Annotated in this window: 24 protein-coding genes and 1 other RNA gene; 8 read left to right on the top strand and 17 right to left on the bottom strand. The window is 64.0% G+C overall.

What is annotated here, in order from left to right:
• Window positions 1–29: 29 nt before the first annotated feature.
• Entirely contained in the window at window positions 30–230 is a 201-nt protein-coding gene (locus tag ACXAED_RS11980; protein WP_475049968.1) for a hypothetical protein, read from the top strand.
• Between the two features lie 255 nt (window positions 231–485).
• Window positions 486–1,235, top strand: a complete 750-nt coding sequence (locus ACXAED_RS11975; protein WP_475049967.1) for a DUF2270 domain-containing protein — start codon at window positions 486–488, stop codon at window positions 1,233–1,235.
• On the opposite strand, the gene ACXAED_RS11970 is transcribed toward ACXAED_RS11975, so the two are convergent.
• The 6 genes from ACXAED_RS11970 to ccoN form a co-directional block, all read right to left on the bottom strand.
• Window positions 1,205–2,269 carry a calcium/sodium antiporter gene (locus ACXAED_RS11970; RefSeq protein WP_475049965.1) on the bottom strand — a complete coding sequence of 355 codons (1,065 nt, stop codon included), beginning with the start codon at window positions 2,267–2,269 and terminating at the stop codon, window positions 1,205–1,207. The genes ACXAED_RS11975 and ACXAED_RS11970 overlap by 31 nt on opposite strands.
• A 206-nt stretch (window positions 2,270–2,475) precedes the next feature.
• Window positions 2,476–3,606, bottom strand: coding sequence for a WD40/YVTN/BNR-like repeat-containing protein (locus ACXAED_RS11965; protein WP_475049962.1), 1,131 nt, complete (start codon window positions 3,604–3,606; stop codon window positions 2,476–2,478).
• A gap of 187 nt (window positions 3,607–3,793) precedes the next feature.
• Window positions 3,794–4,663 carry a cytochrome-c oxidase, cbb3-type subunit III gene (gene ccoP / locus ACXAED_RS11960; RefSeq protein WP_475049960.1) on the bottom strand — a complete coding sequence of 290 codons (870 nt, stop codon included), beginning with the start codon at window positions 4,661–4,663 and terminating at the stop codon, window positions 3,794–3,796.
• Window positions 4,660–4,899, bottom strand: coding sequence for a cbb3-type cytochrome c oxidase subunit 3 (locus tag ACXAED_RS11955; protein ID WP_475049958.1), 240 nt, complete (start codon window positions 4,897–4,899; stop codon window positions 4,660–4,662). The genes ccoP and ACXAED_RS11955 overlap by 4 nt, the downstream gene beginning before the upstream one ends.
• 11 nt (window positions 4,900–4,910) lie before the next feature.
• Window positions 4,911–5,639: a cytochrome-c oxidase, cbb3-type subunit II gene (gene ccoO, locus ACXAED_RS11950; protein ID WP_475049955.1), complete on the bottom strand. Its 729-nt coding sequence runs from the start codon at window positions 5,637–5,639 to the stop codon at window positions 4,911–4,913.
• A 14-nt stretch (window positions 5,640–5,653) separates the two neighbouring features.
• Window positions 5,654–7,264, bottom strand: a complete 1,611-nt coding sequence (gene ccoN / locus ACXAED_RS11945; RefSeq protein ID WP_475049952.1) for a cytochrome-c oxidase, cbb3-type subunit I — start codon at window positions 7,262–7,264, stop codon at window positions 5,654–5,656.
• 206 nt (window positions 7,265–7,470) lie between these two features.
• Between ccoN and ACXAED_RS11940 the strand changes: the two genes are divergently transcribed.
• Window positions 7,471–8,310, top strand: a complete 840-nt coding sequence (locus tag ACXAED_RS11940; RefSeq protein WP_475049949.1) for a universal stress protein — start codon at window positions 7,471–7,473, stop codon at window positions 8,308–8,310.
• Window positions 8,311–8,390: 80 nt separating this feature from the next.
• On the opposite strand, the gene ACXAED_RS11935 is transcribed toward ACXAED_RS11940, so the two are convergent.
• The gene (locus tag ACXAED_RS11935; protein ID WP_475049946.1) at window positions 8,391–8,648 is read right to left on the bottom strand and encodes a GlsB/YeaQ/YmgE family stress response membrane protein; all 258 of its coding nucleotides are present in this window, start codon (window positions 8,646–8,648) and stop codon (window positions 8,391–8,393) included.
• Between the two features lie 361 nt (window positions 8,649–9,009).
• On the bottom strand, window positions 9,010–9,750 hold the full coding sequence (gene fnrL, locus ACXAED_RS11930) for a transcriptional regulator FnrL (RefSeq protein WP_058285088.1): 741 nt from the start codon (window positions 9,748–9,750) through the stop codon (window positions 9,010–9,012).
• A 61-nt stretch (window positions 9,751–9,811) separates the two neighbouring features.
• Here fnrL and hemN point away from each other — a divergent pair, with 61 nt between their 5' ends.
• A complete protein-coding gene (gene hemN / locus ACXAED_RS11925; protein WP_475049943.1) occupies window positions 9,812–11,167 on the top strand; it encodes an oxygen-independent coproporphyrinogen III oxidase in 1,356 nt (451 codons plus the stop codon).
• A gap of 285 nt (window positions 11,168–11,452) precedes the next feature.
• On the opposite strand, the gene ACXAED_RS11920 is transcribed toward hemN, so the two are convergent.
• The 5 genes from ACXAED_RS11920 to ACXAED_RS11900 all read right to left on the bottom strand — a co-directional run bounded on the left by ACXAED_RS11920 (window position 11,453) and on the right by ACXAED_RS11900 (window position 18,142).
• The gene (locus ACXAED_RS11920; RefSeq protein WP_475049940.1) at window positions 11,453–12,181 is read right to left on the bottom strand and encodes a helix-turn-helix transcriptional regulator; all 729 of its coding nucleotides are present in this window, start codon (window positions 12,179–12,181) and stop codon (window positions 11,453–11,455) included.
• A gap of 116 nt (window positions 12,182–12,297) precedes the next feature.
• Window positions 12,298–13,881 (bottom strand): ABC transporter ATP-binding protein, encoded by a 1,584-nt coding sequence (locus tag ACXAED_RS11915; protein ID WP_475053100.1) that lies wholly within the window; start codon window positions 13,879–13,881, stop codon window positions 12,298–12,300.
• A 142-nt stretch (window positions 13,882–14,023) separates the two neighbouring features.
• Window positions 14,024–15,130, bottom strand: a complete 1,107-nt coding sequence (locus ACXAED_RS11910) for an ABC transporter permease (RefSeq protein WP_475049937.1) — start codon at window positions 15,128–15,130, stop codon at window positions 14,024–14,026.
• A 3-nt stretch (window positions 15,131–15,133) separates the two neighbouring features.
• Window positions 15,134–16,219: a microcin C ABC transporter permease YejB gene (locus ACXAED_RS11905; protein WP_475049934.1), complete on the bottom strand. Its 1,086-nt coding sequence runs from the start codon at window positions 16,217–16,219 to the stop codon at window positions 15,134–15,136.
• Window positions 16,220–16,228: 9 nt separating this feature from the next.
• Window positions 16,229–18,142 carry an extracellular solute-binding protein gene (locus ACXAED_RS11900; RefSeq protein WP_475049931.1) on the bottom strand — a complete coding sequence of 638 codons (1,914 nt, stop codon included), beginning with the start codon at window positions 18,140–18,142 and terminating at the stop codon, window positions 16,229–16,231.
• 218 nt (window positions 18,143–18,360) lie between these two features.
• On the opposite strand from ACXAED_RS11900, the gene ACXAED_RS11895 reads away from it, so the two are divergent.
• The gene (locus ACXAED_RS11895) at window positions 18,361–18,597 is read left to right on the top strand and encodes a putative hemolysin (protein WP_475049929.1); all 237 of its coding nucleotides are present in this window, start codon (window positions 18,361–18,363) and stop codon (window positions 18,595–18,597) included.
• A gap of 86 nt (window positions 18,598–18,683) precedes the next feature.
• On the opposite strand, the gene ACXAED_RS11890 is transcribed toward ACXAED_RS11895, so the two are convergent.
• On the bottom strand, window positions 18,684–19,190 hold the full coding sequence (locus tag ACXAED_RS11890; RefSeq protein WP_475049926.1) for a c-type cytochrome: 507 nt from the start codon (window positions 19,188–19,190) through the stop codon (window positions 18,684–18,686).
• A gap of 118 nt (window positions 19,191–19,308) precedes the next feature.
• Here ACXAED_RS11890 and ACXAED_RS11885 point away from each other — a divergent pair, with 118 nt between their 5' ends.
• Window positions 19,309–20,142 (top strand): prephenate dehydratase, encoded by an 834-nt coding sequence (locus ACXAED_RS11885; protein ID WP_475049923.1) that lies wholly within the window; start codon window positions 19,309–19,311, stop codon window positions 20,140–20,142.
• Between the two features lie 102 nt (window positions 20,143–20,244).
• On the opposite strand, the gene ffs is transcribed toward ACXAED_RS11885, so the two are convergent.
• An RNA gene (gene ffs, locus ACXAED_RS11880) (signal recognition particle sRNA small type) lies at window positions 20,245–20,343 on the bottom strand.
• Window positions 20,344–20,406: 63 nt separating this feature from the next.
• Window positions 20,407–22,263, bottom strand: coding sequence for a 5'-nucleotidase C-terminal domain-containing protein (locus ACXAED_RS11875; protein ID WP_475049920.1), 1,857 nt, complete (start codon window positions 22,261–22,263; stop codon window positions 20,407–20,409).
• A 335-nt stretch (window positions 22,264–22,598) separates the two neighbouring features.
• Between ACXAED_RS11875 and nudC the strand changes: the two genes are divergently transcribed.
• Together nudC and ACXAED_RS11865 are read left to right on the top strand one after the other, a co-directional pair.
• Window positions 22,599–23,582, top strand: a complete 984-nt coding sequence (gene nudC, locus ACXAED_RS11870) for an NAD(+) diphosphatase (RefSeq protein ID WP_475049918.1) — start codon at window positions 22,599–22,601, stop codon at window positions 23,580–23,582.
• 57 nt (window positions 23,583–23,639) lie between these two features.
• Complete coding sequence (locus ACXAED_RS11865; RefSeq protein ID WP_475049916.1) at window positions 23,640–24,107, top strand: SRPBCC family protein; 468 nt, start codon at window positions 23,640–23,642, stop codon at window positions 24,105–24,107.
• A gap of 26 nt (window positions 24,108–24,133) precedes the next feature.
• Here the strand turns inward: ACXAED_RS11865 and ACXAED_RS11860 are convergent, their stop codons facing one another.
• Window positions 24,134–25,012 (bottom strand): alpha/beta hydrolase family protein, encoded by an 879-nt coding sequence (locus ACXAED_RS11860; RefSeq protein ID WP_475049913.1) that lies wholly within the window; start codon window positions 25,010–25,012, stop codon window positions 24,134–24,136.
• Window positions 25,013–25,080 lie beyond the last annotated feature (68 nt).

Raw genomic sequence — 25,080 nt, 5'->3', positions numbered from 1 at the left:
GAACAGACAGCAGGATAGGAGGCTGACCCATGCTGACCGATATCTACGCCCGCTCGATGCTGACCGCGGCACGCCAAGACTGCGTGAAACTTCGCGATATGCCCGCCGCCAAACCGCTGCCGCGCGCTTATGAGGCACCGCGCCGCCGCGCGGGGCTGCTGAAACGGCTGGCGCTTTGGCTGCGCCGCCGCCCGGCCAGGACGCGCTGCATCCATCCGCAGAACATCTGAGGGTTTGACCTTGAGGAGAGAAAGAAAAAGCGCCGGTTTTCCAGGAAACGCGCGAACAGATCGGAAAACCGGCGCATAGCCCGTTTGGCCTGCACGTCGGCCTTGCGGGATCTCATGCTGCCCGGGAGGGGGATGTTGGCTGGGCAGCAATCTCTTTCACCTGTGTGTTTAGCGCGGTTCGCCGCGGGGCTGTTTGACACGGATCAAACAGACGCAAAAATTTGCCCGTCTCCCGCAAAAAACTACTCTCATTTCATGGCCAAGGGAGAGAACGGACAGGCAGACGCCGGGAAACGCGCTCCGCTGTCGGCGGCCGAGGTCGGCGCTTTGGCGCATTTGTACCGCGGCGAGGTTTATCGCAGCGTTATGTGGCGCACCCGGCTGGACATCACCACCAACTGGGCGGTGGTGACGCTGGGCGTTGCGCTGTCGATTTCCTATTCCTCACCCGAGGCCTCGCCGCTGCCGCTGATCCTGGTCGGCATCCTAATCATCTTCTTCCTGATGCTGGAGGCGCGGCGCTACCGGTTCTACAACGTCTTCCGCGCCCGGGCCCGCTGGCTGGAGAAGCATTTCTACGCGCCCATGCTGCATGACGGCGACCTGCATCTGGAGGAAAACTGGCAGAAGGTTCTGGCGCATGACTACAACCGGCCGGACTATCACATCAACCTGCTGCAATCGATCGGGCGGCGGATCAAGCGCAACTACCTGTGGGTGCTGCTGATCCAGTCGCTGGCCTATGCCGGCAAGATCGCGGTGCACCCGCGCCCGATCGAGTCATTCGACCAGGCGCTGGAACGGGCGGAGATCGGGCCGCTGCCGGGCGGCGTGGTGATCGTGTTCGGCGTTCTTTATGTGGTGAGCTGGAGCTGCATTGCCGTCTGGAGCAGCCTCTATGATCAGCAGGGTCTGGGCATCCGCCCGCCGGCGGCGGGGCGCAAGCCCAAGACCCTGGCCGACTCGGCGGCGGCTCAGGCCGCGGGCCAAAGCCACCAGAGATAGGCGCAGTAGCCTGCCAGCAGCACCGCGCCCTCGCGCCGGGACACCCGCAGGCCGGTCCAGGCCAGCATGAGCAGCGCAAGCGACACCAGCACCATCAACGGGTTGTCGAACCCCACGATCTGCGCGGGCACCGGCGAAGGCGCGATCGCCGCGGTGACGCCGCCGATGCCAAGGATGTTGTAGATGTTGGAGCCGACGATATTGCCAAACGCCATGTCACCCTGACGCCGCAGCGCCGCCATCACCGAGGTCGCGAGTTCCGGCGCCGAGGTGCCGATGGCAACGATGGTGAGGCCAATCACAGTTTCCGAAACTGCCAGCGAACGGGCCAGCTGCACTGCGCCGTCCACCAGCAAGCCGCCGCCTGCCACAACCAGACCAAGCCCTGCCAATGCTATAGCCAGCGAGGACCACAAGCCTGGCCGGTCGGCTGGCGCAGGTGCCGGGTCCGCAGGCGTGAGCGCCGGGTCCAGCGCCTCCAGCGCCGCCGCCTTCTCATGCAGCGCACCATGCCCCTCATCCGGCTCAGCTGCGCCGCCGGTTGCCGCGTTAGCCGGGCCGGCCGCAGGCACAGCCACGGCTGCCCCGGCGCGCTCCTGGCGGAAGGCAAGGAAAATATAGCCGGCAAGCGCCAGCACGAAGAGTATACCCGCGGTGCGGGTGACCGGCATCACCGCCGCCAACGCCGCAAACACCACTGCGGCCGCCAGCATCACTGCCCCGTCACGCTTCAGCGCCGCCGACTGCACCGCCATCGGTGCAATCAGGGCCGAGACCCCGGCGATCAGCAGGATGTTGGCGATGTTGGAGCCGACGATATTGCCATAGGCAATGCCGGGTGCGCCCGAAAGCGCGGCGCGCACCGACGTCACCAGCTCTGGCGCCGAGGTGCCGAAGCCGACAAGGGTGAGGCCGATGACCAGCGGCGACACTCCGAAGCGCTCCGCAACGCGCACTGCCCCTCGGACGAGGAACTCGCCGCCCAGGATCAGCAGAAGAAGCCCGCCCAGAAGCGGCAGCCAGATATCGAACACGTTTAATCTCTCCGGGAATGCGCCCCTTGCCCTTGCCAAGCGCCGCGCAGCTGACGCCCCTGCTGCGCCCCTCATCTTCCTAAGCAGAGCAGATTGGCCAGCAAGCGTCCAGCGCGGAAGTGAGATTTCGCCTTCCGGTTTTCAAGAGGCCGCAGCGGTCATTTCTTCGCGGTATCCCAGGCGCAGGCCGCAGCGCCGCCGCAAGGTCACTGGCTCAGGGTCTCCACCGACAGGATTGTTGGCAGGTGCCGGGCGATTTCGATCCAGTTTTCGCCCTCGTCAGAGCTGGCAAAGACCGAGCCTGAGTTGGTTCCGAAATAGAGGCCCGCGTCTGCATCTGTGGCCATAGACTGACGCAGCACCGTGAAGAAGCAGCTGCCTTGCGGCAGCCCGTCCCGTTTGGCCGCCCACGTTTCACCGCCGTCGGTGGATTTCCAAACCGCGGCCGATGCATCAGGCGGGAAACGGCCGTCCGCGTCGCCGTTCAGCGGCAGCACCCAGATTGTATCCGGGTAGTGCGGGTGGATCGCAACCGGGAAGCCGAAGGTGGACGGCAGCCCGGCAGTGATATCGCTCCATGTGCGCCCGCCATCCGTGCTGCGGTAGGTGCCGTGGTGGTTCTGCTGATAGAGCAAATCGCCGGGGCCGCGCTGCATGTTGTGCACGCAATGGCCGGTTTCGCCGTTCTGCGGCGCGGCGGGGTGATGGTGCCCGGTGCAGACCGTGTCGTTAGACAGGCGATTGCGGCGTTCCCAGGTCTTGCCGCCGTCCTCCGTGGCGAAAACCCCTGCCGCAGATATACCCAGCCACATCTTGCCGGCGCTGCCTGGGTCGCTGAGCATTGTGTGCAGCACCAGCCCGGCCGCGCCGGGGTTCCAGCTGTCGCGGGACGGATGGTTTTCGAGCGCGGTATTCTTCTGCCATGTCCTGCCGCCATCCGCGCTGGACAAAAGTTCGGCGGGATTGGTGCCCGCGTAGAGCACCCCATGCGCCCTGTGCAGCGACCAGACAGCCTTGAGGTTTTCAAAGGGAACCTCGGTGGGCTCCCAATTGAAGAAAGCCGCCGTTTCCGGGTCCGAGGCGGCCCATTCGTCGATCTGGCCGTTTGAAAGCTTGGACAGCTCCCAGGCCACGCCATCCTCGGAGCGCCAAACCCCTGCCCCTTGCCACTCGCCGCCCCCGCCCGCCCAAAGTGTGCCGCTGTCCGGGTCACCGATAACGTGGTTAATGCTCCAGCCATCGCAGTGGGGGCCTGAAACGGACCAGTCCTTGCCCCGCGGGGTCAGAATAAAGGCGCCTTTGGTCGTGCCGAGAAGAATGCGTGCGGATGCGGTCATAGCTGGCCTCCAAGCGCAAGGATACCACAACCTATCAGAGATGTCGCATGTGCAAGGGCGGCAGGGCGGAAACTGGCTATTCCAGGCCTTCGCGGCCTTACGGCCGGGCAGGTGCCGGTGGCGGCCAGACGAAAAAAGGGCCGCCCGCAGGCAGCCCCTTCGATCTTCTTCTAAAACCCGGTCCGGCTTATTCGCCGCCGCCCAGCTGGTGGACATAGGCCGAGACGGCGCGGATTTGCGCTTCGGTCAGGCGGGTATTCCAGGCCGGCATCACGCCATAACGCGAGTTGCTCACGGTCTCGGTCAGAGTGGCGTAGTCGCCGCCATAGAGCCAGATCGCATCGGCCAGGTTCGGCGCGCCCTGCGAGCGGTCGCCGGTGCCGTCTTCCATGTGGCAGGAGGCGCAGTTATCGGCAAAGACTACCGAACCGGCCTCGACCTTGGACGCATCCTGCGGCTCACCCGACAGGGACATCACGTAGTTGACCACCTGGCTGATCTCTTCTTTTTCAAGAAGCTCATCGCGGCCGAAGGCAGGCATCTCGGAGTAGCGCGCGTCGTCGCTGTCCTCGTTGCGGATGCCGTGCGCGATGGTGGCATGGATGTCCTCCACCGAGCCGCCCCAGAGCCAGTCGTCGTCCAGGAGGTTCGGGTAGCCCTTGGCACCGGCCGCGCCGGAGCCGTGGCACTGGGCGCACCAGGTCTTGAACACGGCGGAGCCTGCAGACACTGCGTATGTGTTCAGTTCCGTGTCACCCGCGATAGCAGTCAGCTCAGCCGCTTCCAGCTTGGCATTGACCGGCGCGTTGGCTTCTTCCACCGCGGTGATCTCCGCCGCCACGTCGCCGCGGGTCGACCAGCCCAGGATGCCTGCGGTGGCCGAGTTGACCAGCGGCCAGGCCGGATAGGCGATGGTGTAGAGGACGCCCCAGATGATGGTGGCGTAGAAGGTCCACAGCCACCAGCGCGGCATCGGGTTGTCGAATTCCTCGATCCCGTCCCACTCATGGCCGGTGGTGTTCGGATCGCCCTCGAACTTTTTCGATTTCTTGCTCATGCCCTCGCCTCCTTAGTCGCGGCGGGTTTGTCGTCGCCCTTGCGGGGCGCTGCTGCATCGGCTCCCCGGCGGGGCGCCGGTGCATCAACGTGGCGGAACGGGATGTTTGCGGTATCCTCGTAGGCCTTGGTGCTGCCTGGGCGGAACGCCCAGACAATGATGCCGATGAAGACGATGAACAGGAACAGCAGCATCCAGCTGTCTGCAAATTCCCGCAGGAGTGTATAGAGTTCCATCCTATCCTCCCTTACCGGCTTGCATCCGGGGTGAAGGTCGTGAAGTCGACCAGCGTGCCCAGCATCTGCAGATAGGCGATCAGCGCATCGGCCTCGGAGACACCTGGCTGACCATCGAAGTTGCGCACGTTGACCTTGTCGCCATAGCGCTCCAGCAGCCCGTCATAGTCGCTGTCCGGATCCGCCTGGGCGCGGAAGTCGGCCTGTGCGGTCTCGATCATCTCCTCGCTGTAGGGCGTGCCCAGCATGGCGTTGGTGGCCATGATGTCGCCGATGTATTTGCCGTCGATCTTCTTCTCTTCGAGGAAGCCGTATTTCGGCATCACCGATTCCGGCACAACGGCCTGCGGGTCGCGCAGGTGGTCGACGTGCCACTCATCCGAGTAGCGGCCGCCCACCCGGGCCAGGTCCGGCCCGGTCCGCTTGGAGCCCCACTGGAACGGGCGGTCGTACATCGACTCCGCCGCCAGCGAGTAGTGGCCGTAGCGTTCGACCTCGTCGCGCATCGGGCGGATCATCTGGCTGTGGCAGACATAGCAGCCTTCCCGGATGTAGACCTCGCGGCCCGCCAGTTCGAGCGGGGTGTAGGGACGCATGCCCTCCACCTCCTCGATGGTGTTTTCCAGGTAGAACAGCGGTGTGATCTGCACCAGTCCGCCGATGGTCACGACCAGGAAGCTGCAAATCAGCAGGAGGGTCGCGTTGGTCTCGAGGATCTTATGTTTGTCGAGAATAGCCATTGCTCCGGCCCTCCTTATTCAGCCGGGACCTGAACCGACAGGCTGGCCTCTTTGGCCGGTGCCCGGCGGACGGTCATCCACAGGTTGTAGCACATGATGATGGAGCCCGCGAGGAACATGGCCCCGCCCAGACCGCGCACCACATACATCGGGAACTTCGCTGCCACGGTGTCGGCAAAGGAGTTCACCAGGAAGCCGTTGGCGTCCACTTCGCGCCACATCAGGCCTTCCATGATACCGGTCACCCACATCGAAGCGGCGTAGAGCACGATACCGATGGTGGCGAGCCAGAAGTGCCAGGACACGAGGCTGAGGCTGTACAGGCGCTCACGCTTCCACAGCACAGGCACCAGGTAGTACAGCGCGCCGAAGGTGATCATGCCGTTCCAGCCGAGCGCGCCGGAGTGCACGTGGCCAATGGTCCAGTCAGTGTAGTGGCTCAGCGAGTTCACTGCGCGGATCGACATCATCGGGCCCTCAAAGGTGGACATGCCGTAGAAGCCGACGGAGATCACCATCATCCGGATCACCGGGTCGGTGCGCAGCTTGTCCCAGGCACCCGAAAGGGTCATCAGGCCGTTGATCATGCCGCCCCAGCTGGGCATCCACAGGATCACCGAGAACACCATGCCCAGGGTCGAGGCCCAGTCAGGCAGCGCGGTGTAGTGCAGGTGGTGCGGACCGGCCCAGATGTACAGGAAGATCAGCGCCCAGAAGTGGATGATCGACAGCTTGTAGGAGAACACGGGACGTTCGGCCTGCTTCGGGATGAAGTAGTACATCATGCCCAGGAAGCCTGCGGTCAGGAAGAAGCCCACGGCGTTGTGCCCGTACCACCATTGCACCATCGCATCCTGCACGCCCGGCCAGACGATCACGGACTTGGAACCCCAGATCGACACCGGAATGGTCGCGTTGTTGACCAGGTGCAGCATGGCCACGGTGACGATGAACGACAGGAAGAACCAGTTCGCCACGTAGATGTGCGGTTCCTTGCGTTTGATGATGGTGCCCAGGAACACGGCCAGATAGGCGACCCAGACGATGGTCAGCCACAGGTCAACGTACCATTCCGGCTCCGCGTATTCCTTGGACTGGGTGCCGCCCAGCAAGTAGCCGGTTGCCGCCAGCACGATGAACAGCTGGTAGCCCCAGAACACGAACCAGGCCAAGTTGCCGCCCCAGAGGCGCGCCGCGGAAGTCCGCTGCACCACGTAGAAGGAGGTTGCGATCAGCGCGTTGCCGCCAAATGCAAAAATCACTGCAGAAGTGTGCAGCGGGCGCAGGCGGCCGAAATTGGCAAACCCTTGCGCCCAATCGAAATTCAGCGCCGGAAAGGCCAGCTGGAACGCAATGAAGGTCCCTGCCAGAAACCCGACCACGCCCCAAAAGGCGGTTGCAATTGTACCAGCGCGCACAACGCTGTCGAAATACTCATTTTCCAGACCAACAACTGCCTTTTTCGGCTCGTTGGTGTGGCGCAAAGTATAGAGGAACAGGCCACCGGCCACGATCATCACGATGACCGCATGCACCTGGTAAGCCAGATCCCGCGCGTAATTGGTACCGATCATCGCAAACAGCGTGACCAAACCAAGCGCTATCAGCTTGATATAGTTAGACATCTTGCGTCCCTTTGCCGTGCCCCCGCGAATCCTGCGGATACGGGGACGTTAATAGACCGCGCTCTTCTTGCAAAACGCGCCTCCCTCCTGCCTTGATCTGCATCAAGACAATTCCTGGCAACATGTGACACTTCTTCCCGTGCAGTGAAAACCCCCGCGCCGGGGCCATGGGGGCCCGCGGCGCTGAGACCCCGCCGGGAGGTGTCATGTCCTACAAGTCCTTGCTTACCGTTCTGACGGCTGCGGAAACCGCAGCGGCGCCCCTGGCGCAAATTGCGGCCCTGACAGAAGAGTTCGGCGCCCATGCCGATGCGCTCTGCCTCGGTGTCGACCGCACCCAGACGGGCTATTACTACGCTGGCGCCAATGCCATGGTGCTGCAGGAAACCCTGGCCCGCGCCCAGGAAGAGGCCGAAGCGGTCCAAGCCGGCGCCGAGGAGGCGCTGCAACGGGCGGGCGTGCCCTTTGCCACCGACAGCGGCGTGGCCCAGATCGCCGATCTTGGCCGCCACGTGGCGCGCCACGCGCGGTTCTCCGATCTGGTGGTGCTGGGCAAGCCCTATGGCAAGGAGAAACGCGCCGAGGCCGAGCCGATCGTCGAATCGGCGCTGTTCGAAGGCCGCGCGCCAGTGCTGGTGGTGCCGGACAAAGGCGAACCGCTGCGCAGGCCCAAAACCGTGCTGGTGGCCTGGAACGAAAGCCTTGAGGCGATGACCGCAATCCGCAAATCTCTGCCGTTCCTGGTTGGCGCCGACCTCGTGCGCATTGCGGTCATCGACCCGCCGCAGCATGGGCCAGAGCGTTCGGATCCAGGCGGCATGCTGGCGCAGATGCTGTCCCGCCACGGCGTCACCTGCGAAATCGACGTGCTCAGCAAGACGCTGACCCGGGTGTCGGACATCCTGAACCGCCATGCGGCGGATACTGCCGCCGACCTGATCGTGATGGGCGCCTACGGCCATTCCCGTTTCCGCGAGGCCATCCTCGGCGGCGCCACCCGCAATATGCTGGAACAGGCGGCGGTCCCGGTGCTGATGGCGCATTGATACGCGCCGCAAGCTGATACTGATACAGACAAGAAAGGCGCCCCGCGGGGCGCCTTTTCTGTTTCGGGGCCTCGAGCGGCCTAGCTGGCCTTGCGGATCAGCCCGATCAGGAACAGCAGGATCACCGCGCCGATCGTGGCGTGGATCAGCGACCAGAAAAACCCTCCCCCTGCGGCAAAGCCCAGCGCCGGAAAGATCGTCCCGGCCAGAAAGGCGCCGACCACGCCGACGATGATATTGCCCAACAGGCCAAATCCGCGCCCCTGCATGATCTTGCCCGACAGCCACCCGGCCAGGGCTCCGATGATCAGCATCCCGATCACGCTTCCAAAATGCATTGCCGCCTCCGCTTTTGTGATGCGGCCAGTAGACCACAGTCCCTATGCCGGGTCACGCTCAAGGTTGAGGGCGCCCGGCGAACGGGCCGCTGCCAATCCCCCGTAGCTCTCCTGCCCGTCGTCGGCCCTTCTTGGCAGAAGGGCTTCCTCCCGTTGGGCATGGCACCGCTGCGCGGTGCCATGCCCAAGGCCGCCAGCGGGTCCGGCGCAGCCGGGCACGCGCGGGCGCGGGAGCTTCCCGCCGCTTAAGCGGTAAGCTGCTTTGATCAACCCACTCGGCCGCCGCGCAAGCCCGCGCTGGCGGGCCGTCCGCAACCGCCAGCAAATAGTTCGGTAAAAAAGGAAAACGCCGCCCGCCAGGTCAGCCCAGGAAGCCGCCGTCGCTGTCGTCGCCGGCCTCTTCCATCAGGCGGCGCATGTCGGGCACGGTCACATGCCGCTTGCCTTCCAGCTCGATAATGCCGTCCTTCTTGAGGGCGGAGATCTGGCGGCTCACGGTTTCCAGCGTCAGGCCCAGGTAGTCGGCCATCGCCTCGCGGGTCAGCGGCAGGTCGAACACCATCCGGTTGGTGGCCCCGCCCGGCGTCAGCGTCGCATCGCGGCGGGCGATGATGGCCAGGAGGCTGGCGATTTTCTCGCGTGCGGTCTTGCGGCCCAGGACCAGCATCCACTCCCGCGCCGCGTCCAGCTCGTCCAGCGTCATCTCCAGCAGCCGGTGCGCGATATGCGGGGTGCGCTCCATCAGCTCCTCGAACGGCTTCTTGCGGAAGCAGCACATCACCACATCGGTGGTCGCCGCCACATCATAGGCCGCGCCTTCGCGGCCCGGGCGGCCGACAAAATCGCTGGGCAGCAAGAGCCCCACCATCTGGGTGCGCCCGTCCTCCATCGTCTGGGTCAGAGAAGCAATGCCCGACACAACCGAGCCGACAAAATTCATCACGTCGCCCGACCAGATGATCGGCTGCCCCGCCTCATAGGTGCGGTAGTATTTGATGGCGTCCAGCTCCTCCAGCTCATCCGCATTGCAGCGTGCACAGACGGCACGGTGGCGGATCGGGCAGTCCCCGCATCTGGACTGTGACAGGATAGGAGCGTTCATTTGGGGGTCCGGTTGATCTGGGTCAAGGCTTGAGCTCGCGCGCTCCCTTAACGGTAATGGAATGGATCAGAAAGCTCAATTGGCCAAACTCGGTTTGTTTGACGCCAAAGTGCCGCGCTATACCAGTTATCCGACGGCGCCGCACTTTGGCAGATCGACCGATTCCGCACGGTTTTCCAGTTGGATGTCGAACATTGCACCGGGCAGCAGCATCTCATTGTATGTTCATGTGCCTTTCTGCCGCAGATTATGCTGGTTTTGCGCCTGCCGCACGCAGGGCACCCAATCGGACGCGCCTGTGGCGGCCTATGTGGAGGTCCTCAAAGCGGAAATCGCCCTGCTCCGCCAGCAGCTGCCCGAGGGCATCACGCTATCGCGCCTGCATTGGGGCGGCGGCACCCCGACCCTGCTGAACGTAGAGCAGATCCGGGATCTGGCGGCAGCGGTCACCGGCGCGTTTCCGCTGGCGCCTTATGCTGAGTTTTCGGTGGAGATCGACCCGAATGAGGTCGGCGACCGGCGCCTGGATGCGCTGGCCGAGTCGGGTATGAACCGCGCGTCTGTCGGGGTGCAGGATTTCGACAGCACCATTCAGCAGGCAATCGGCCGGATCCAGAGTTTCGAGACTACTAAGCAGGCCATCGACATGCTGCGGTCGCACGGAATCAGCAGCCTCAATGCCGATATTCTGTTCGGGCTGCCGCATCAGACCCCGGAGCGGATGACCGAAAGCGTGCAGAAGCTTTTGTCGCTCACCCCCGACCGGGTGGCGGTCTATGGCTATGCCCATGTTCCCTGGATGGCCGGGCGGCAAAGTATGATCCGGTCGGACACACTGCCGACGCCGGAGGCCCGGCTGGAACTGTTTGAGACCGCGCGCCAACTGTTCTTGTGGGACGGATACCGGGAGATCGGCATCGATCATTTCTCGCGGCCCGAAGACGGGCTGGCTATTGCCCAGCGCAGCGGCCGCCTGAGGCGCAACTTCCAGGGCTACACCGACGATCCGGCAGACGTGCTGATCGGCATCGGTGCCTCCGCCATTTCGCGCTTCCCGCAAGGCTATGCCCAGAATGCCCCCGGCACGTCGGACTACATCCGCGCCATCCGCGCAGGCCGGTTCGCCACCGCCCGCGGCCATGCGTTCCAGGGCGAGGATCTGCTGCGGGCGCGGCTGATCGAAGCGCTGATGTGCGATTTCCGGGTCTGCCGCCAGGAGATCCTGGCCCGCTTTGATGTCTCCCCGGCCCGGCTCGACACCCTGCTGCGCGCAACGGCAGCGGCGTTTCCCGGGATGCTGCAACTGTCGCCCGCCGGTCTGGAGATCAAGCAGGAGGCCCGGCCTCTGACCCGGATGATTGCCCGCAGCCTGGACGCCTATGAGCTGAGCAAAACCGGGCACAGTCCTGCGATCTGATCCCGCAGCGGCAGCGGGATATCGGAATCGATAGCTGGCACGGCCTTTACGCCGCCTGCACACTGGCACTGTGCTTCGGGATTCCCCATCGCTGCGCTTTCGAAGAGCTTTCCACGTTTGCGGGCTTTGTTCCTCCCGAAGCACCAATAGGGCTGCTGCTTCATTTGAGCTGCGGCCCTCCGCAACGGGTGATTTATGCCCGCCTGGCTCTGGGGGACAGGGCGGCGCTGGCTTAGCAGTGCCGTAGCAATTAAGCGAAGGCCGGGATCTCTATCCCGGCCTGTTTCAGAACTCCAGCAGACCCGCCTTGACAGCAATGGCGAGCGCTTCCTCCCGTGTTTTCGCGCCCAGCTTCTGACGCGCGGACAACAGGGTTTTGCGCACGGTGACTTCGGCGATGCCCAGCTCGTGCGCTATCCGGGTATTCAGATACCCTGCAGCAAGCAAAGCCAGAACCTGCTTTTCCCGGCCTGAAAGTGTCTTCCCGGCCCCCAGGTCATAAAGATCGAGACACTCCTCACCTTTGCCTGGCGCGCTGATAAATGCGGCGACGGCTGTTCCCGCCTGCCGGATCTTCTCGAACTGATCCGGGGTGAATTCCGAGGCCTTCTCGCGGGCGCAAAATACAACTGTCTTGCTGGTGTCCGGGCTGGCCCCGGCAAACCGCATGGCATACCCCAGCGTGTACCCCATATCCCAGGTTGTCCAATTGAAGTCCAAATGCCGCTGGCTTGGCGCCGCAGCGCGTTCCAATGTGCCGGTTATATGCAGGGACGGGTAGAAAGGCTGGGCAATTTCACAAACAAACTGATCCACCTCGTAAAACTTTTGGCTTGCATACTCGGTCAGGAATTCGCTGCTCATGCTGCTTCTCATCCAAAGAAGCCTGCGGGTTTTAATTTCAACCTCAGCCACGTTCAGCGCGGCGGCTCCAAGCGAGGCCATGACCTCGTTTGCAATACGCCACCGGTCAGCGCTGGTCTGTGCCGACATGAATCTTTCGTAAAGATCCATTCCCCCAATCTGCATTCGGATATTTTTGCATAATTTTACGGTATTTTGAACTGAATAAAAATTATGCACTCTATGCGCGCACTAAAAACAGCGGAAACATCTGCAACCTCAAGGGTTTATCCAGCAGCTGCCAAAAGCCTTCTGGTGTAGTCCTGCTGCGGATTGCGGAACAGGGCATCGGCCGGCCCGGCTTCGACCACATCGCCCTGGTTCATCACCAGCACATTGTGCGACATCGCCCGCACCACATTCAGGTCGTGGCTGATGAACAGATACGCCAGCCCGTAGCGCGCCTGCAGGTCGCGCAGAAGCTCGACGATCTGCACCTGCACGGTCATGTCCAGCGCCGAGGTCGGCTCGTCCAGCACCACCAGTTTGGGCCGCAGCACCATGGCGCGGGCAATGGCGATACGCTGGCGCTGACCGCCGGAGAACTCATGCGGGTAGCGGTCCATTGCGGCCGGGTCCAGCCCCACCTCGCGCATCACCTCGGCCACCAGTTCGCGGGTATCGCGGTGCTGGTCCACCTTGTGGATCGACAGCCCCTCCGCGATGATCTGGGCGCAAGTCATCCGCGGGCTGAGCGAGCCGAACGGGTCCTGGAACACAATCTGCATGTCCTTTCGCAAGCGCCGCAGGTCACGTGTCGACCATTTGCGCAGGTCCTGGCCTTGGAAGGTCACCGCGCCTTCCGACGCGATCAGCCGCATGATGGCCAGCGCCAGCGTGGTCTTGCCGGAGCCGCTCTCGCCGACGATGCCCAGCGTTTCGCCTGCCTTGACCGAGACCGTCACCGGATTCACCGCCTTGACGTGCCCCACGGTGCGTTTCAGCAGCCCGCGCTGAATCGGGAACCAGACCTTGAGATCGCGGGTGGCAACCAGTTCCTGTGCGCCTTGAGGCACCGGCGGCGGGGTGCCGGAGGGCTCCGCCGCCAGCAGTTTCTGCGTGTAGGGATGCTGAGGGTTGGCAAAGATCTCGGCCGCCGGGCCTTCCTCGACAATTTCGCCGTCCTTCATCACGCAAACCCGGTCAGAAATCCGGCGCACGATGGCGAGGTCATGGGTGATGAACAACAGCCCCATGCCCTCGCTTTCCTTTAGCTCCGCCAGGAGGTCGAGGATCTGCGCCTGGATGGTCACATCGAGCGCGGTGGTCGGCTCGTCGGCAATCAGGATGTCCGGCTTGTTGGCCAGCGCCATGGCGATCATCACCCGCTGCCGCTGCCCGCCCGACAGCTGGTGCGGATAGGCGCTGAGCCGGTTTTCCGCTTCGCGGATGCCGACCTTCTCCATCAGCTCCAGTATGCGCGCCCGCGCCGCCTTTCCGGTCAGACCCTGGTGCAGCGCCAGCGACTCCTCCAGCTGGCGTTCGATGGTGTGCAGCGGGTTGAGCGAGGTCATCGGCTCCTGGAAGATGAAGCTGATGTCATTGCCGCGCACCTGCATCAGGTGCTTCTCTTCGGCGCCGACCATTTCGGTGCCGTCATAGGTGACGGAGCCCTCGACGATGGCGCTGTCGCCCAGCAGCGACACGGTAGAGAGCGCCGAGACAGATTTGCCGGAGCCGCTCTCGCCGACCAGCGCCACGGTCTCGCCGCGGCCCACCGAAAAGGACACGCCGCGCACAGCCTGGGTGATCTTGCCGTCCTGGCGGAAGGAGACGCGAAGGTTCTGGACGTTGAGGAGGGGCGTATTCATTTCGGTCATTGTTCTTCCCCTTGCGGCACCACGATGAGGGCAATGCCCGTCCGCGGGCGGAAACGAAGTGCCCGCCCATGGGGGCGGACAGGCACTGCCCGGCGTACCACCGGGCGGAGCAGATCAATTTCGCCTGCCCCACTCATGAAAACGTCTTCCTCGGATCGAATGCATCGCGCACGCCTTCAAAGATGAACACCAGCAGCGACAGCATGATGGCGAAGGTGAAGAAGGCGGTGAAGGCCAGCCAGGGCGCCTCCAGGTTTTGCTTGGCTTGCAAGGTCAGCTCGCCCAGAGACGGCGCCGAGGAGGGCAGGCCGAAGCCGAGAAAATCCAGCCCCGCCAGCGCCGAGATGGTGCCGGTCACGATGAACGGCAGCATGGTCAGCGTCGCCACCATCGCATTGGGCAGCATGTGGCGGAACATGATGGTCATATTGCCGACCCCCAGCGCCTTGGCGGCGCGGACGTATTCCAGGTTGCGGGCGCGCAGGAACTCGGCCCGGACCACCCCCACCAGCGCGGTCCAGCCGAACAGCACCATCAGGAACACCAAGAGCCAGAAACTGCGCCCCAGGATCGCAAACATGATGATGATCACGTAAAGCGTCGGCGTGGAGCTCCAGATCTCGATGATGCGCTGGAACACCAGGTCCAGCCAGCCGCCGAAATAGCCCTGCACCGCCCCCGCCAGGATGCCCAGCACCGTGGCGGCGCCGGTCACGATCAAGGTGAACAGGATCGACAGGCGGAAGCCGTGGATCACCCGCGCCAGCACATCGCGCTTGGTGTCATCGGTGCCCAAGAGGTTCTGGCCGTTGGGCGGCAGCGGCGCCGCGCCCGGGCGGTCGACGGTGGTGTTGTAGCTGTAGGGGATCGGCGGCCAAAGGGTCCAGCCCTCCTCGAACCCCTCCGCGGCATAGGTGCCCGCGGAGATATCCTCCAGGATCGTCTCGGGTTCATCAAAACAGTCCTCGATCCCGCCGGAGCGGATCAGGCATTCCACCTCCGGGTCGCTGTAAATCGCCTCGGTCCGGAAGTCGCCGCCGAATTGGGTCTCCGGGTAGAACTTGAACACTGGAGTGTAGATCTCTCCGCGGTAGCTCACCAGGATCGGCTTGTCGTTGGCGATGAACTCGGCAAACAGCGACATCGTGAACAGCACGGTGAAGATGATCAGCGACCAGAAGGCGCGCTTGTTCTTGCGGAAATTGTTCCAGCGGCGCTGGTTCAGGGGGGAGAGTGCCATGGCTCAGCCCTCCCGCTTTTCAAAGTCGATACGCGGATCGACCAGCACGTACATCAGGTCGGAGATGATGCCGACCACCAGGCTCATCAGGCCGAAGATGAACAGCGTGCCGAAGATCACCGGGTAATCCCGCGCCACTGCCGCCTCAAAGCCGAGCCGCCCCAGCCCGTCGAGCGAGAAGATCGTCTCGATGATCAGCGAGCCGGAGAAGAAGATACCGATGAACACCGACGGGAACCCCGCGATCACGATCAGCATCGCGTTGCGGAACACATGGCCATAGAGCACCCGGTTCTCGCTGAGCCCCTTGGCGCGGGCGGTCATCACGTAATGCTTCTTGATCTCGTCGAGGAAGGAGTTCTTGGTCAGCAGCGTCAGCGTTGCAAAGGCGCCGATGGTCGAGGCCAGAACCGGCAGCGCGATGTGCCAGAAGTAATCGCCGATCTTGCCCAGCAGGCTCAGCTGATCCCAATTGTCCGAGGTCAGCCCGCGCAGCGGGAAGATCTGCCAGTAGGAGCCGCCGGCAAACAGCACCAGCAGCATGATGGCAAACAGGAAGGACGGGATTGCATAGGCCGCGATGATCACGCCGCTGGTCCAGGTGTCAAAGCGCGACCCGTCGCCCAGCGCCTTGCGGATGCCCATCGGGATCGAGATCATGTAGGCGATCACCGTCGACCACAGGCCGAGCGAGATCGACACCGGCATCTTCTCCAGCACCAGGTCTGTCACGTCGATCTTGCGGAAATAGCTTTCGCCGAAATCGAACTGCACATAGTTCCACAGCATCGTCAGGAACCGCTCCAGCGGCGGCTTGTCGAGGCCGAATTGCTCCTCCAGCTCCTTGATCAGCTCCGGCGGCAGGCCTTGGCGGCCGGCATAGTTTTCATTGGCGCTGATCGCCTCGGTGCCCGCGTCACCGCCGCCGCCGGCAAAGCCCTCGAACACGTCGCCGCCGCCTTCCAGCTGGGCGATGATCTGTTCCACAGGGCCGCCGGGCACAAACTGCACCAGCGCAAAGTTCACCAGCAGGATGCCGAACAGCGTCGGGATCACCAGAAGCAGGCGTCGGAGGATATAGGCTGCCATGTCCGTGTCTTACCGCAGGGCGCCAGCGGCCTTGAGCTCCGCCTCGCGGGCGGCGTCGATCCACCACAGATCCAGCATCCCCGTGTTATACGGCGGCAGGTTTTCCGGGTGGCGGTACATGTCCCAATAGGCAATCCAGTTCACGTCCAGATACCAGGCCGGCACCATGAACCGCTTGGCGCGCAGCACCCGGTCCAACGCGCGGGCATTGGCGCGCAGCTCCTCCTGGGTGTTGGCATTGACGATATTGCCGATCAGCGCATCCACCGCCGGATCGGCCAGGCCTGCCGGGTTGAACACCGAATACTCATGCGCTTCGGAGCCGAAATACTGGTAGAGCCCGGTCGAGGGTTCCAGCGACATCGGATAGGCATGGGAGATCATGTCGAACTCCTTTTCCCGGCGGCGGCTGGTGTACTGGGCGTAATCCACCCGGTTCAGCACCGCATCTACCCCCATGGTGCGCAAGTTGCTGATATAGGGCTGCACGATGCGTTCGATGGTCGGGCTGTCGGCGAGGAATTCGACCTTCAGCACCTTGCCTTCGGCGTTGCGGCGCACCCCGTCATCGCCAACGGTCCAGCCGGCCTCTTCCAGCAGCTTCATCGCCCGGCGCAGGTTCTTGCGGTCGCTGGGGCGAGACGCCTTGGAGCTATGCGCCATCACCGGCTCCGAGGTCAGGATTGACGGGTCGATCTGATCGCCGAGCGCTTCCAGCACCTCTTTCTCGCGGCCCTCCGGCAGGCCCTTCGCCGCAAGCGGAGAATCCTGCCAGAAAGACGAGCGGTGGCGGAACAGCCCGTACTGCAGGCTTTCGTTCGTCCATTCGAAATTGAACGCCAGCTGCAGCGCCTCGCGCACCCGGATGTCCTGGAACTTGGGCTTCAAGAGGTTCATCACAAAGCCATTGGCGGCAGGCACGTTGCCGTCCGGGATTTCGCCCTTGATCACTTGGCCCTTTTCCACCGCGGCAAAGTCATAAGCGGTGGCCCAGCTTTTGGAATTGTTCTCCGGCCGCAAGGTATAGACCCCTGCCTTGAACCCTTCCATCGCAGCAATCGCGTCGCCGAAATACTCCACCCGGATGCGGTCATAGTTGTGGCGGCCCACGTTCACATTCAGGTCTGCGCCCCAATAGTTGGGGTTGCGCTTGTAGGTGATGCGCTGGTTCACCTCGGCGCTTTCCAGCATGTAGGGGCCGGAGCCGATGCCCGGATCCAGCCGCGGCTCATCCAAGCGGCGGTTCTCCGGGTCGGCCTCGAACCAGGCCTTGGAGAACACCGGCGTGCCGCCCACCTGGGTGATCATCGCCCGGCGCGGGAAGTCCGGGCTGAAATGGAACTTCACCCGGTGCGGCCCCAGTGCCTCGGCCTTGGGGATGCGTTTGCGCACCGCCTCGGCATAGGATTTCAAGCCCTGGTCCAGCAGGATATTATGGGAGAACACCACGTCGTCAGCAGTAACCGGGGAGCCGTCGGAAAACGTCGCCTCGGGGCGCAGGTTAAAAATCACCCAATCCTGGCTTTCGGGGTATTCCAGGCTCTCCGCGATCAGCCCGTAGTAGGAGCCGGGCTCATCATAGGATTCCACCAGCAGGCTTTCGAAATGGTCCGACGACAGCGCCCCTGCCCTTCCCTTGCGGGTGAAGGGGTTCATGCTGTCAAAGGTGCCGACAGCAGAGATCGACAGCTCGCCGCCCTTGGGCGCCTCCGGGTTCACATAGTCGAAATGGGCGAAGCCTTCCGGGTATTTCAGCTCGCCGAACTCGGCAAAGCCGTGGCTCTTGATGATGGTCTCTTCCGCCTTGGCCAGCTTGGCCGCCGCAAGTGCCAGAATCAGACCCAAGGCCAGCGCCGCCGCGGCCTGCAGCGGGTTCACCCTGTCTTTCACGCGCACGCGTGCCGCAGCTCGAGCGGTTTTCATCTGCCAAGACCTCCTATGCCCGGAACTTCGGCCCGGATTTTTCGCCCCCAAGCTAATGTCCGCGGGCGGTAACATTCAAGTTGAGATTGGGTGATTAGGAGCGTGATCTGGGCATAAAGCAGCCGAAACAAGGACCTGCGCGCAACCGCGCTTGCGCGAAATAAAATTGCCTGCCAGCCTCACATCACAATTGCGTTATGGAATGAGGGAGTCTGCCGATGCTGAAATCAATGAAATTTGCCGCGCTTGCGGTTGCCGGAGCCGCCGCGCTCAGCGCCTGCGCCCAGCAGGAAGAAGAAGTGGTCTACAGCAGCCCGGAAGAGGCATATTGCGTGCAGACCGGCGGCAGTTACGTGCTGCGCAGCGGCAAGGCCGGCACCATCGGCGTCTGCATCCTGCCCGACGGCACAGAGCGCGATGCGCTGGCCTATTACCGGGAGAACAATCCGGCCTAAGCCGGCGCCACTTGCGAGGGCATCAAAAAAAGCCGCTGCGGTCTGCAGCGGCTTCTTTGTTTGGATAGCTGGGACAGCGGTCCGGATCAGTTGTCCAGGCTGTCCAGATAGGCGATGAGGTTCACCCGGTCGGCCTGCTTCTTCAGGCCGGCGAACGACATGGTGGTGCCAGAGGCATAGGCAGACGGCTTGGCCAGGAAGGCGTCCAGCTCTTCCGGGGTCCAGGCGCCCGGCAGTGCGGACAGGGCACCGGAGTAGCCAAAGCCCGGCGCGGCGGCGATTTCGCGGCCGACAACACCATACAGGTACGGGCCGGTGGCGTTGGCGCCATCTTCCAGCTTGTGGCAGGCAGAGCATTTCTTGAATACCTTGGCGCCTTTGGCGGCATCGGCGGAAGCCATCAGCTCTTCGAAGCTGACTTCCGGCTCGTCGCTGCCGGCGTCCTCGGCGGTGGCAACTTCGATCACATAGGAAGCCTCACCGTGGCTGTCCATGTGATACAGTACTTCTGCGCCCCATTTGCCCAGAAGGAATACCAGGAACGCGCCGCAGACGCCTGCGGTCGCTTTGGTGAGGGTCATCGTGTCAAACATGATCGCGAGTCCATTTAGCTGTCTGACGGGGTGTCTAAGGCTTCCCCTCCCAAGTGGCAAGGTATAGACAGCGCGACGAAACGCCCAAATATTGAAGTTTTGCACGGGGAACACACCCATGAGCCGCAAAATCGCCATTCAGGGGGAGCTGGGCTCCTACAGCCACGAGGCCTGCCGCATCGCCCGCCCCGGCATGGAGGTGCTGGCCTGCCGCACCTTCGAGGACATTCTGGAGGCGGTGCGCACCGGCGAGGCAGAGCAGGCAATGCTGCCGGTGGAGAACTCCACCTACGGGCGGGTGGCCGACAGCCACCGGCTGCTGCCGCACAGCGGGCTGCATATCATCGACGAGGCGTTTGTGCGGGTGCATATCAACCTGCTGGCGGTGCCGGGGGCAAAACTGGAAGACATCCGCGAGGCGCATTCGCATCTGGTGCTGCTGCCGCAGTGCGGAACCTTCCTGCGCGAGCATGGCATCCGCGGCCGCGTCAGCCCCGACAACGCCCGCGCCGCCCGTGACGTGGCCGAGGCCGGCGACATCCACTCCGCCGCGCTGGCCAGCGAACTGGCGGGCGAGATTTACGGGCTGGAGGTGCTGGCCCGCCACATCGAGGATAACGGCGACAACACCACCCGCTTCCTGATCATGGCGCAAGAGCCGGATTACACCCGCCGCGGCGCCCACAACATGATCACCAGCTTCGTGTTTCAGGTGCGCAACATCCCGGCCGCTCTGTATAAGGCGATGGGCGGCTTTGCCACCAATGGCATCAACATGACCAAGCTGGAAAGCTACATGGTGGACGGATCGTTCACAGCCACCCAGTTCTATGCCGATATCGAGGGCCACCCGGACGATGCCAATGTGCAGCTGGCAATGGATGAGCTGAGCTATTTCACCACCAACGTGGAAATCCTCGGCGTCTACCCGGCAGACAACGGCCGGTTCTAGGCCCGCCGGAATTCGGCGCGAATTCCGGCCAGGAAAAATTGATTTTTCCTGGCCGTTTTCATCGTATGAAAACGGCACCCTGCATCAAGCTGTTCGGGAATTAAGTGAGAGGCTGGACATCGACCCAAGCGGGGCTCGTTGTGGCTGCTTCCTTCCGGACCTGACCAGGTTGGCGAGGCGCTTGCCCGCGCCAACCTCTCGAATCCCGATATAAGCGCCGCCGCCGGGATTGGCAAGGGCCGCACCTGGCCTGGTTTCAATGGCTCACAACTGCAGTTCGAGCTGCCAGAAGCCGCTGCTGCTGAACCCGCAGGGCGTCACCAGCCCGGCAGGCAGCTCGTCCAGATGTGCGGCCGCGCCCGGCCCGGTCACAGCCACCGCGCTGGTGCCGGGCATCGGCGCCAGCCGCCAGGGGTACGGCACCCCGGCCAGCGGAACGGCAGGCAGCCGTCCGGCGATGCAGTCGCGCACCGCCTGGCGGATCCGCATTGGCGCCAGCGGCAGCTCTTCGGCCTCTCGCAGCATCCGGAAGCTGCCGCCGCCGCTGACCCGGTAGCTGTTTGCAGCCACCGCGAAACGCTGCTCCGGCGCCACTGGCCGCCCGTTCCAGCTCAGATCCGCGATCCGGCGCGCCGAGGGATTTATGCACTCCCCTGTGGCGGAAAACCGCGGCGGCTGCGACAGATCGATCTGATAGGTCAGCCCGAAGACCACGTCGAAATGATGCCCTGCCCGTTGCGGATCGGCCAGCAGGCTGCCGGAACTGCCCGGCTCGATCCGGTTGAACAGTCCCGCCGACATCTCCAGCCATTCCCGCAGCTGCGCACCGGTGACCGTGACCACCCGCAGTTCATTGGGAAACACCTGCAGATCGGCAATGTTGCGCGCGCACAGTTCCCCGGCCGGGATGTCGGTATAGGAATGCGGGCCGGAGCGGCCGCCGAATTTGCACGGCGCCGCGGCAGACAGCAGCGGCAGGTGTTCCGCGGCGGTGCCCCGCAGCAGCGGCCGCACCGCAGCCGCCTGGGCACAGGCAACCAGCGCCAGGCCCCGGTCGGGCGCGAAAAAAGTGAAATAGGAATGCATCGCCACCGGACTGTAGCCCGCAGGCTGCCGCATCCGCTCCAGGGTCCGGGCGTGGTCTGCCGCCATCGCCCGGGTGAAGCCGGCCTCCTCATCCACCAGTGGCTCAGCAGCACCGGAAGGCCCTGTCTGCGCCACCGGCTGAAGGCTGGCGGTGCCGCCAGCAAGCTGCCAGCCCGCGCCGGTATGCTCCAGCTCCAGGCTTATGACGCCCAAGTGCGACCCGTGCGCGCCTGGCATCACCACCGGCTTGGCGAAAGGATACTCCGGGTCGGGCAGCGTTAAATGGGTATGTCCGCCCACCACCGCATCAATCCCGGGCAGCGACGCCAGCTGTTCCAGCGCGTTCTCGCTGTGGTCCGCCCCGGTCCTGGCCGCGATGCCGGTGTGCGCCAGTGCCAGCACTACATCGCAGCCTTCATCCCTCAGCCGCCGGGCCTGGGCTTCGGCGGCTTCCACGATACCCGCGGCCTCCAGCTCCACTTCCAGCGCGTGGCCGCTCCAGATCAGTGTCTGGGGCGGCAGCACCGACAGCAGGCCGATCCGCACCGGCGGCAGGCCGGGGCAGCCCGGGATTTGCCGCTCCAGTACCGCGTTCTTTGCGAAAGGCAGTTCATACCCGGGCTGCACCGCCGTCAGGCTGGAGCACAGCACCGGGCAAGGCACGTCCGCAAGCACACCCGCCAGCGCTGTGAGACCGTAATCAAAATCGTGATTGCCCAGGCCGGCCGCATCATACTCCAGCACCTGAAAGGCGCGCGCCAGCGGATGCGGCCCTTTGGCACCGGGAACGATATCGCCCAGCGGCGAGCCCTGAAAGCCGTCACCGTTGTCGACCAATAAACAGGCTGCGCCCTGCTCAACCGCCGCGGCACGCTCGCGGGCGATCAGGCTGGCCACCCGGGACAGGCCGATGGCCGGGTCGGGGCGGTCGGAATAATAGTCATGGCTCAGAAGGTTGCAGTGCAGGTCCGTGGTCGCCAGGACGCGCAGCACCCCAGCGGGCCGGGCCTTCGGAGCCCCTGCCCCGCTCGTCATGTCCGAATCTCTGCTGACACCGCCTGCCCGCCGCTCCTCTCGCACCATTCGGCGCCATTCTTGATTGACGGCTATTTGAGTCAGCGTTCTAAGGATTTGCAATAACTCCTTTCGGCGGTTTGTTAACTTTTTGCGGCCGCCTCACCCCCTGCGGCATGGTTGCACCATGGTTTACTGAAAAAAGCCCCCGCGGCAGCCCGAAAGGTGTGGCGGCGCAGCGACAGGCAAGCGCGTATCGCGGTGAAATACTGGCAACGCCTGCGGCACACTGTCATGGATTGCCGCAGCCGGTCCGGGATGCCGGGTCAACAGCCGCCAGTCAAAGGGGAGCCGCCATGAAACGCGCAGAACAAGTGACCTTCGGCGGCGGCGGGCTGGATCGGGCTGCGCATCTGCGCACCGACGCAGGAGCGTTGAAAACGGCCTGGCACAGCGCCAAGGCCCGGGTGCTCTTGATGTGGCGCGGCAAGCCGCTGACACTGCGTGAAACAGAGGCGGATCTGCCCTGCAGCCTGGCCTGGACCGCGCCGGACCACCCGCTGGCCGCCAGCGGCCGGGACACAGCTCTGTTCCTCGGGCTGGAGCCCGGCGGCGCGCCCTGCTTCGCCTGCGATATCAGCGGCTGGCAGCCCGAAGGCCTGGACCAGGAGGCGCTCAACAGCTTTGCCGACGCCAGCGAGCAGCAGCACCCGGATCTGCCGAAGGCCCATGTCTTTGCCGAGCTGCGCCGGGTAATGACCCGCCTCACGCCGCTGGAGGCCGAACTGGCCACCACTGCCAAGGCCATGCTGTCCTGGCATCGCAGCCACCGGTTCTGCGCCTGCTGCGGCGCGCCCAGCGACATGGCGCAGGCGGGCTGGCAGCGGGTCTGCCCATCGTGCAAGGCGCCGCATTTTCCGCGCACCGACCCGGTTGTGATAATGCTGATCACCCATGGAGATTCAGTGCTGATGGGCCGCTCGCCCGGCTGGCCCGAGGGGATGTATTCGCTGCTCGCAGGGTTTGTCGAACCCGGCGAGACGCTGGAGGCCGCGGTGCGCCGCGAGGTGCTGGAGGAAACAGGCGTCAGGGTCGGCCCTGTCAGCTACCTGTCAAGCCAGCCCTGGGCCTTTCCCATGTCTCTGATGTTCGGCTGCGCAGGCGAGGCGCTCAGCCGTGAAATCACCGTCGATCCGGAGGAAATCGAGGACGCGCTGTGGATCAGCCGCCAGGATATGATGACGGTCTTTGCAGGCGATCACCCGGTTCTAAAGCCTGCACGGGAGGGGGCAATTGCCCATTTTCTGCTGAAGAACTGGCTTGCGGACACGCTGGACTAAGGCGCATATTGCCGCAAACCGCGCCACAGCCAGGCGGCGCAGAAGAGGCAGGCAGATATGAAATTTCAAAGCAAAGAAGACATCGAGTCCCCTATTGCCGAGGTCTTCGGTGCGATTTCCGATTTTGAGCTGCTGGAGCGCTCCGCCCTGCGTCGCGGCGTGGAGCTGCAGCGGACAGGCGACCTTGCCCATCCGGAGAACGGCCTGGCCTGGGACCTGAAATTCAGCTTCCGCGGCAAGCCGCGCGACATCCGGCTGACTTTGTCGTCCTACGCACCGGTGACGGGCCTGACTCTGTCCGGCAGCGGCAGCGGCGTTGACGGCCGGATGGAAGTGGAGCTGCTGGCGCTGTCGCCGCAGCGGACCCGGATGTCTGTAGAGCTGAAGCTGACCCCCTCCAACCTGACCGGCCGCCTGCTGGTGCAATCCCTGAAGCTGGCGCGCAGCAACCTGACCCGCCGCTTCAAACTGCGCCTCGCCGAATTCGCAAAACTCACCGAAGAACGGCTGAACCGCACCGCCTGAGCCGCTGCCAGGCGCCCGGCCCCGGGTCAGGCCTGTGGCAGCAGGCGCGGCCACAAGGCAGCGTTTTCGCGGGCAAACGCCCCCAGGTGGCCAATTGACTTCAGCCCCAGCTCCCGCGGGGCCAGAACTGCCCGGCTCTGCGCAGCACCGCCGAACACCTCACCCAGCCGCCAGACCGCCTCCGGCGGCACAACGCCATCATCCGCCATCGCAAACAGATCCACCGGGATGCCGGTCTCTGCCCAGCGCGGCTGCGGCAATCCGCGCCCCGCCTCCGGCAGATAGCTGCCACGGGTGGTGCACCAGCGCCGCCATTGCCAGTAAACTCCTGCCGGCAAATCGGCCCCGAACCCCACCGCACGCCCGGGCAGATAGCCCAGGACACGGGCCGCCAGCGGCACATGGCCGAACCAGAAAGCCAGCGCCAGCGCGCGGTAGGGCCAGGGATGATCGTGGTGATGCACCAAGCCGCCCGCAACCACGATCATGCGGGCGACGTCCTCAAGATCGTCCTGCAGGGGCATCAGCATCGCGCCCAGCGAATGGCCGATCACCCACAACGGCACGCCCGCATAGTGCCGCCGCATTTCGGCCCGGGCAGCGGGCTGATCCGCCAGCGCCCAATCGGCCATTGTCACTTTAGACCGGCGCGGATGGTCCAGCGCCGAGTCTCCGAAATCCGTGTAATCATAGGTCAGGCAGGCGATCTGCCGCTCTGTTGCCAGCCAGCGCGCGAAATGCCGGTAAAAGCGCTGCGGCACACCGGTTGCGCCGTTCAGCACCACCGCTGCCTTCACTGCGCCATCCGGGTGGTACAACCGTCCCGCCAGCGCCCCCGTTCGCGAGGCAAAGCGCACCTCTTCCTCCCGGAAACCGGCGGTAAGTTCTGCGTGTCCGTCGAGCATGGCAGCCTCCTAGACCAATCGGTCCAATTCCTGACTGGACCATTTGGTCTAATGCTGTCAAGCTGCCG

The sequence above is a fragment of the Leisingera sp. ABM4_103 genome (assembly GCF_056158685.1).
The sequence above is the reverse complement of the archived record's forward strand: the minus strand, read 5'-3'. Positions and strand labels throughout refer to the sequence as shown.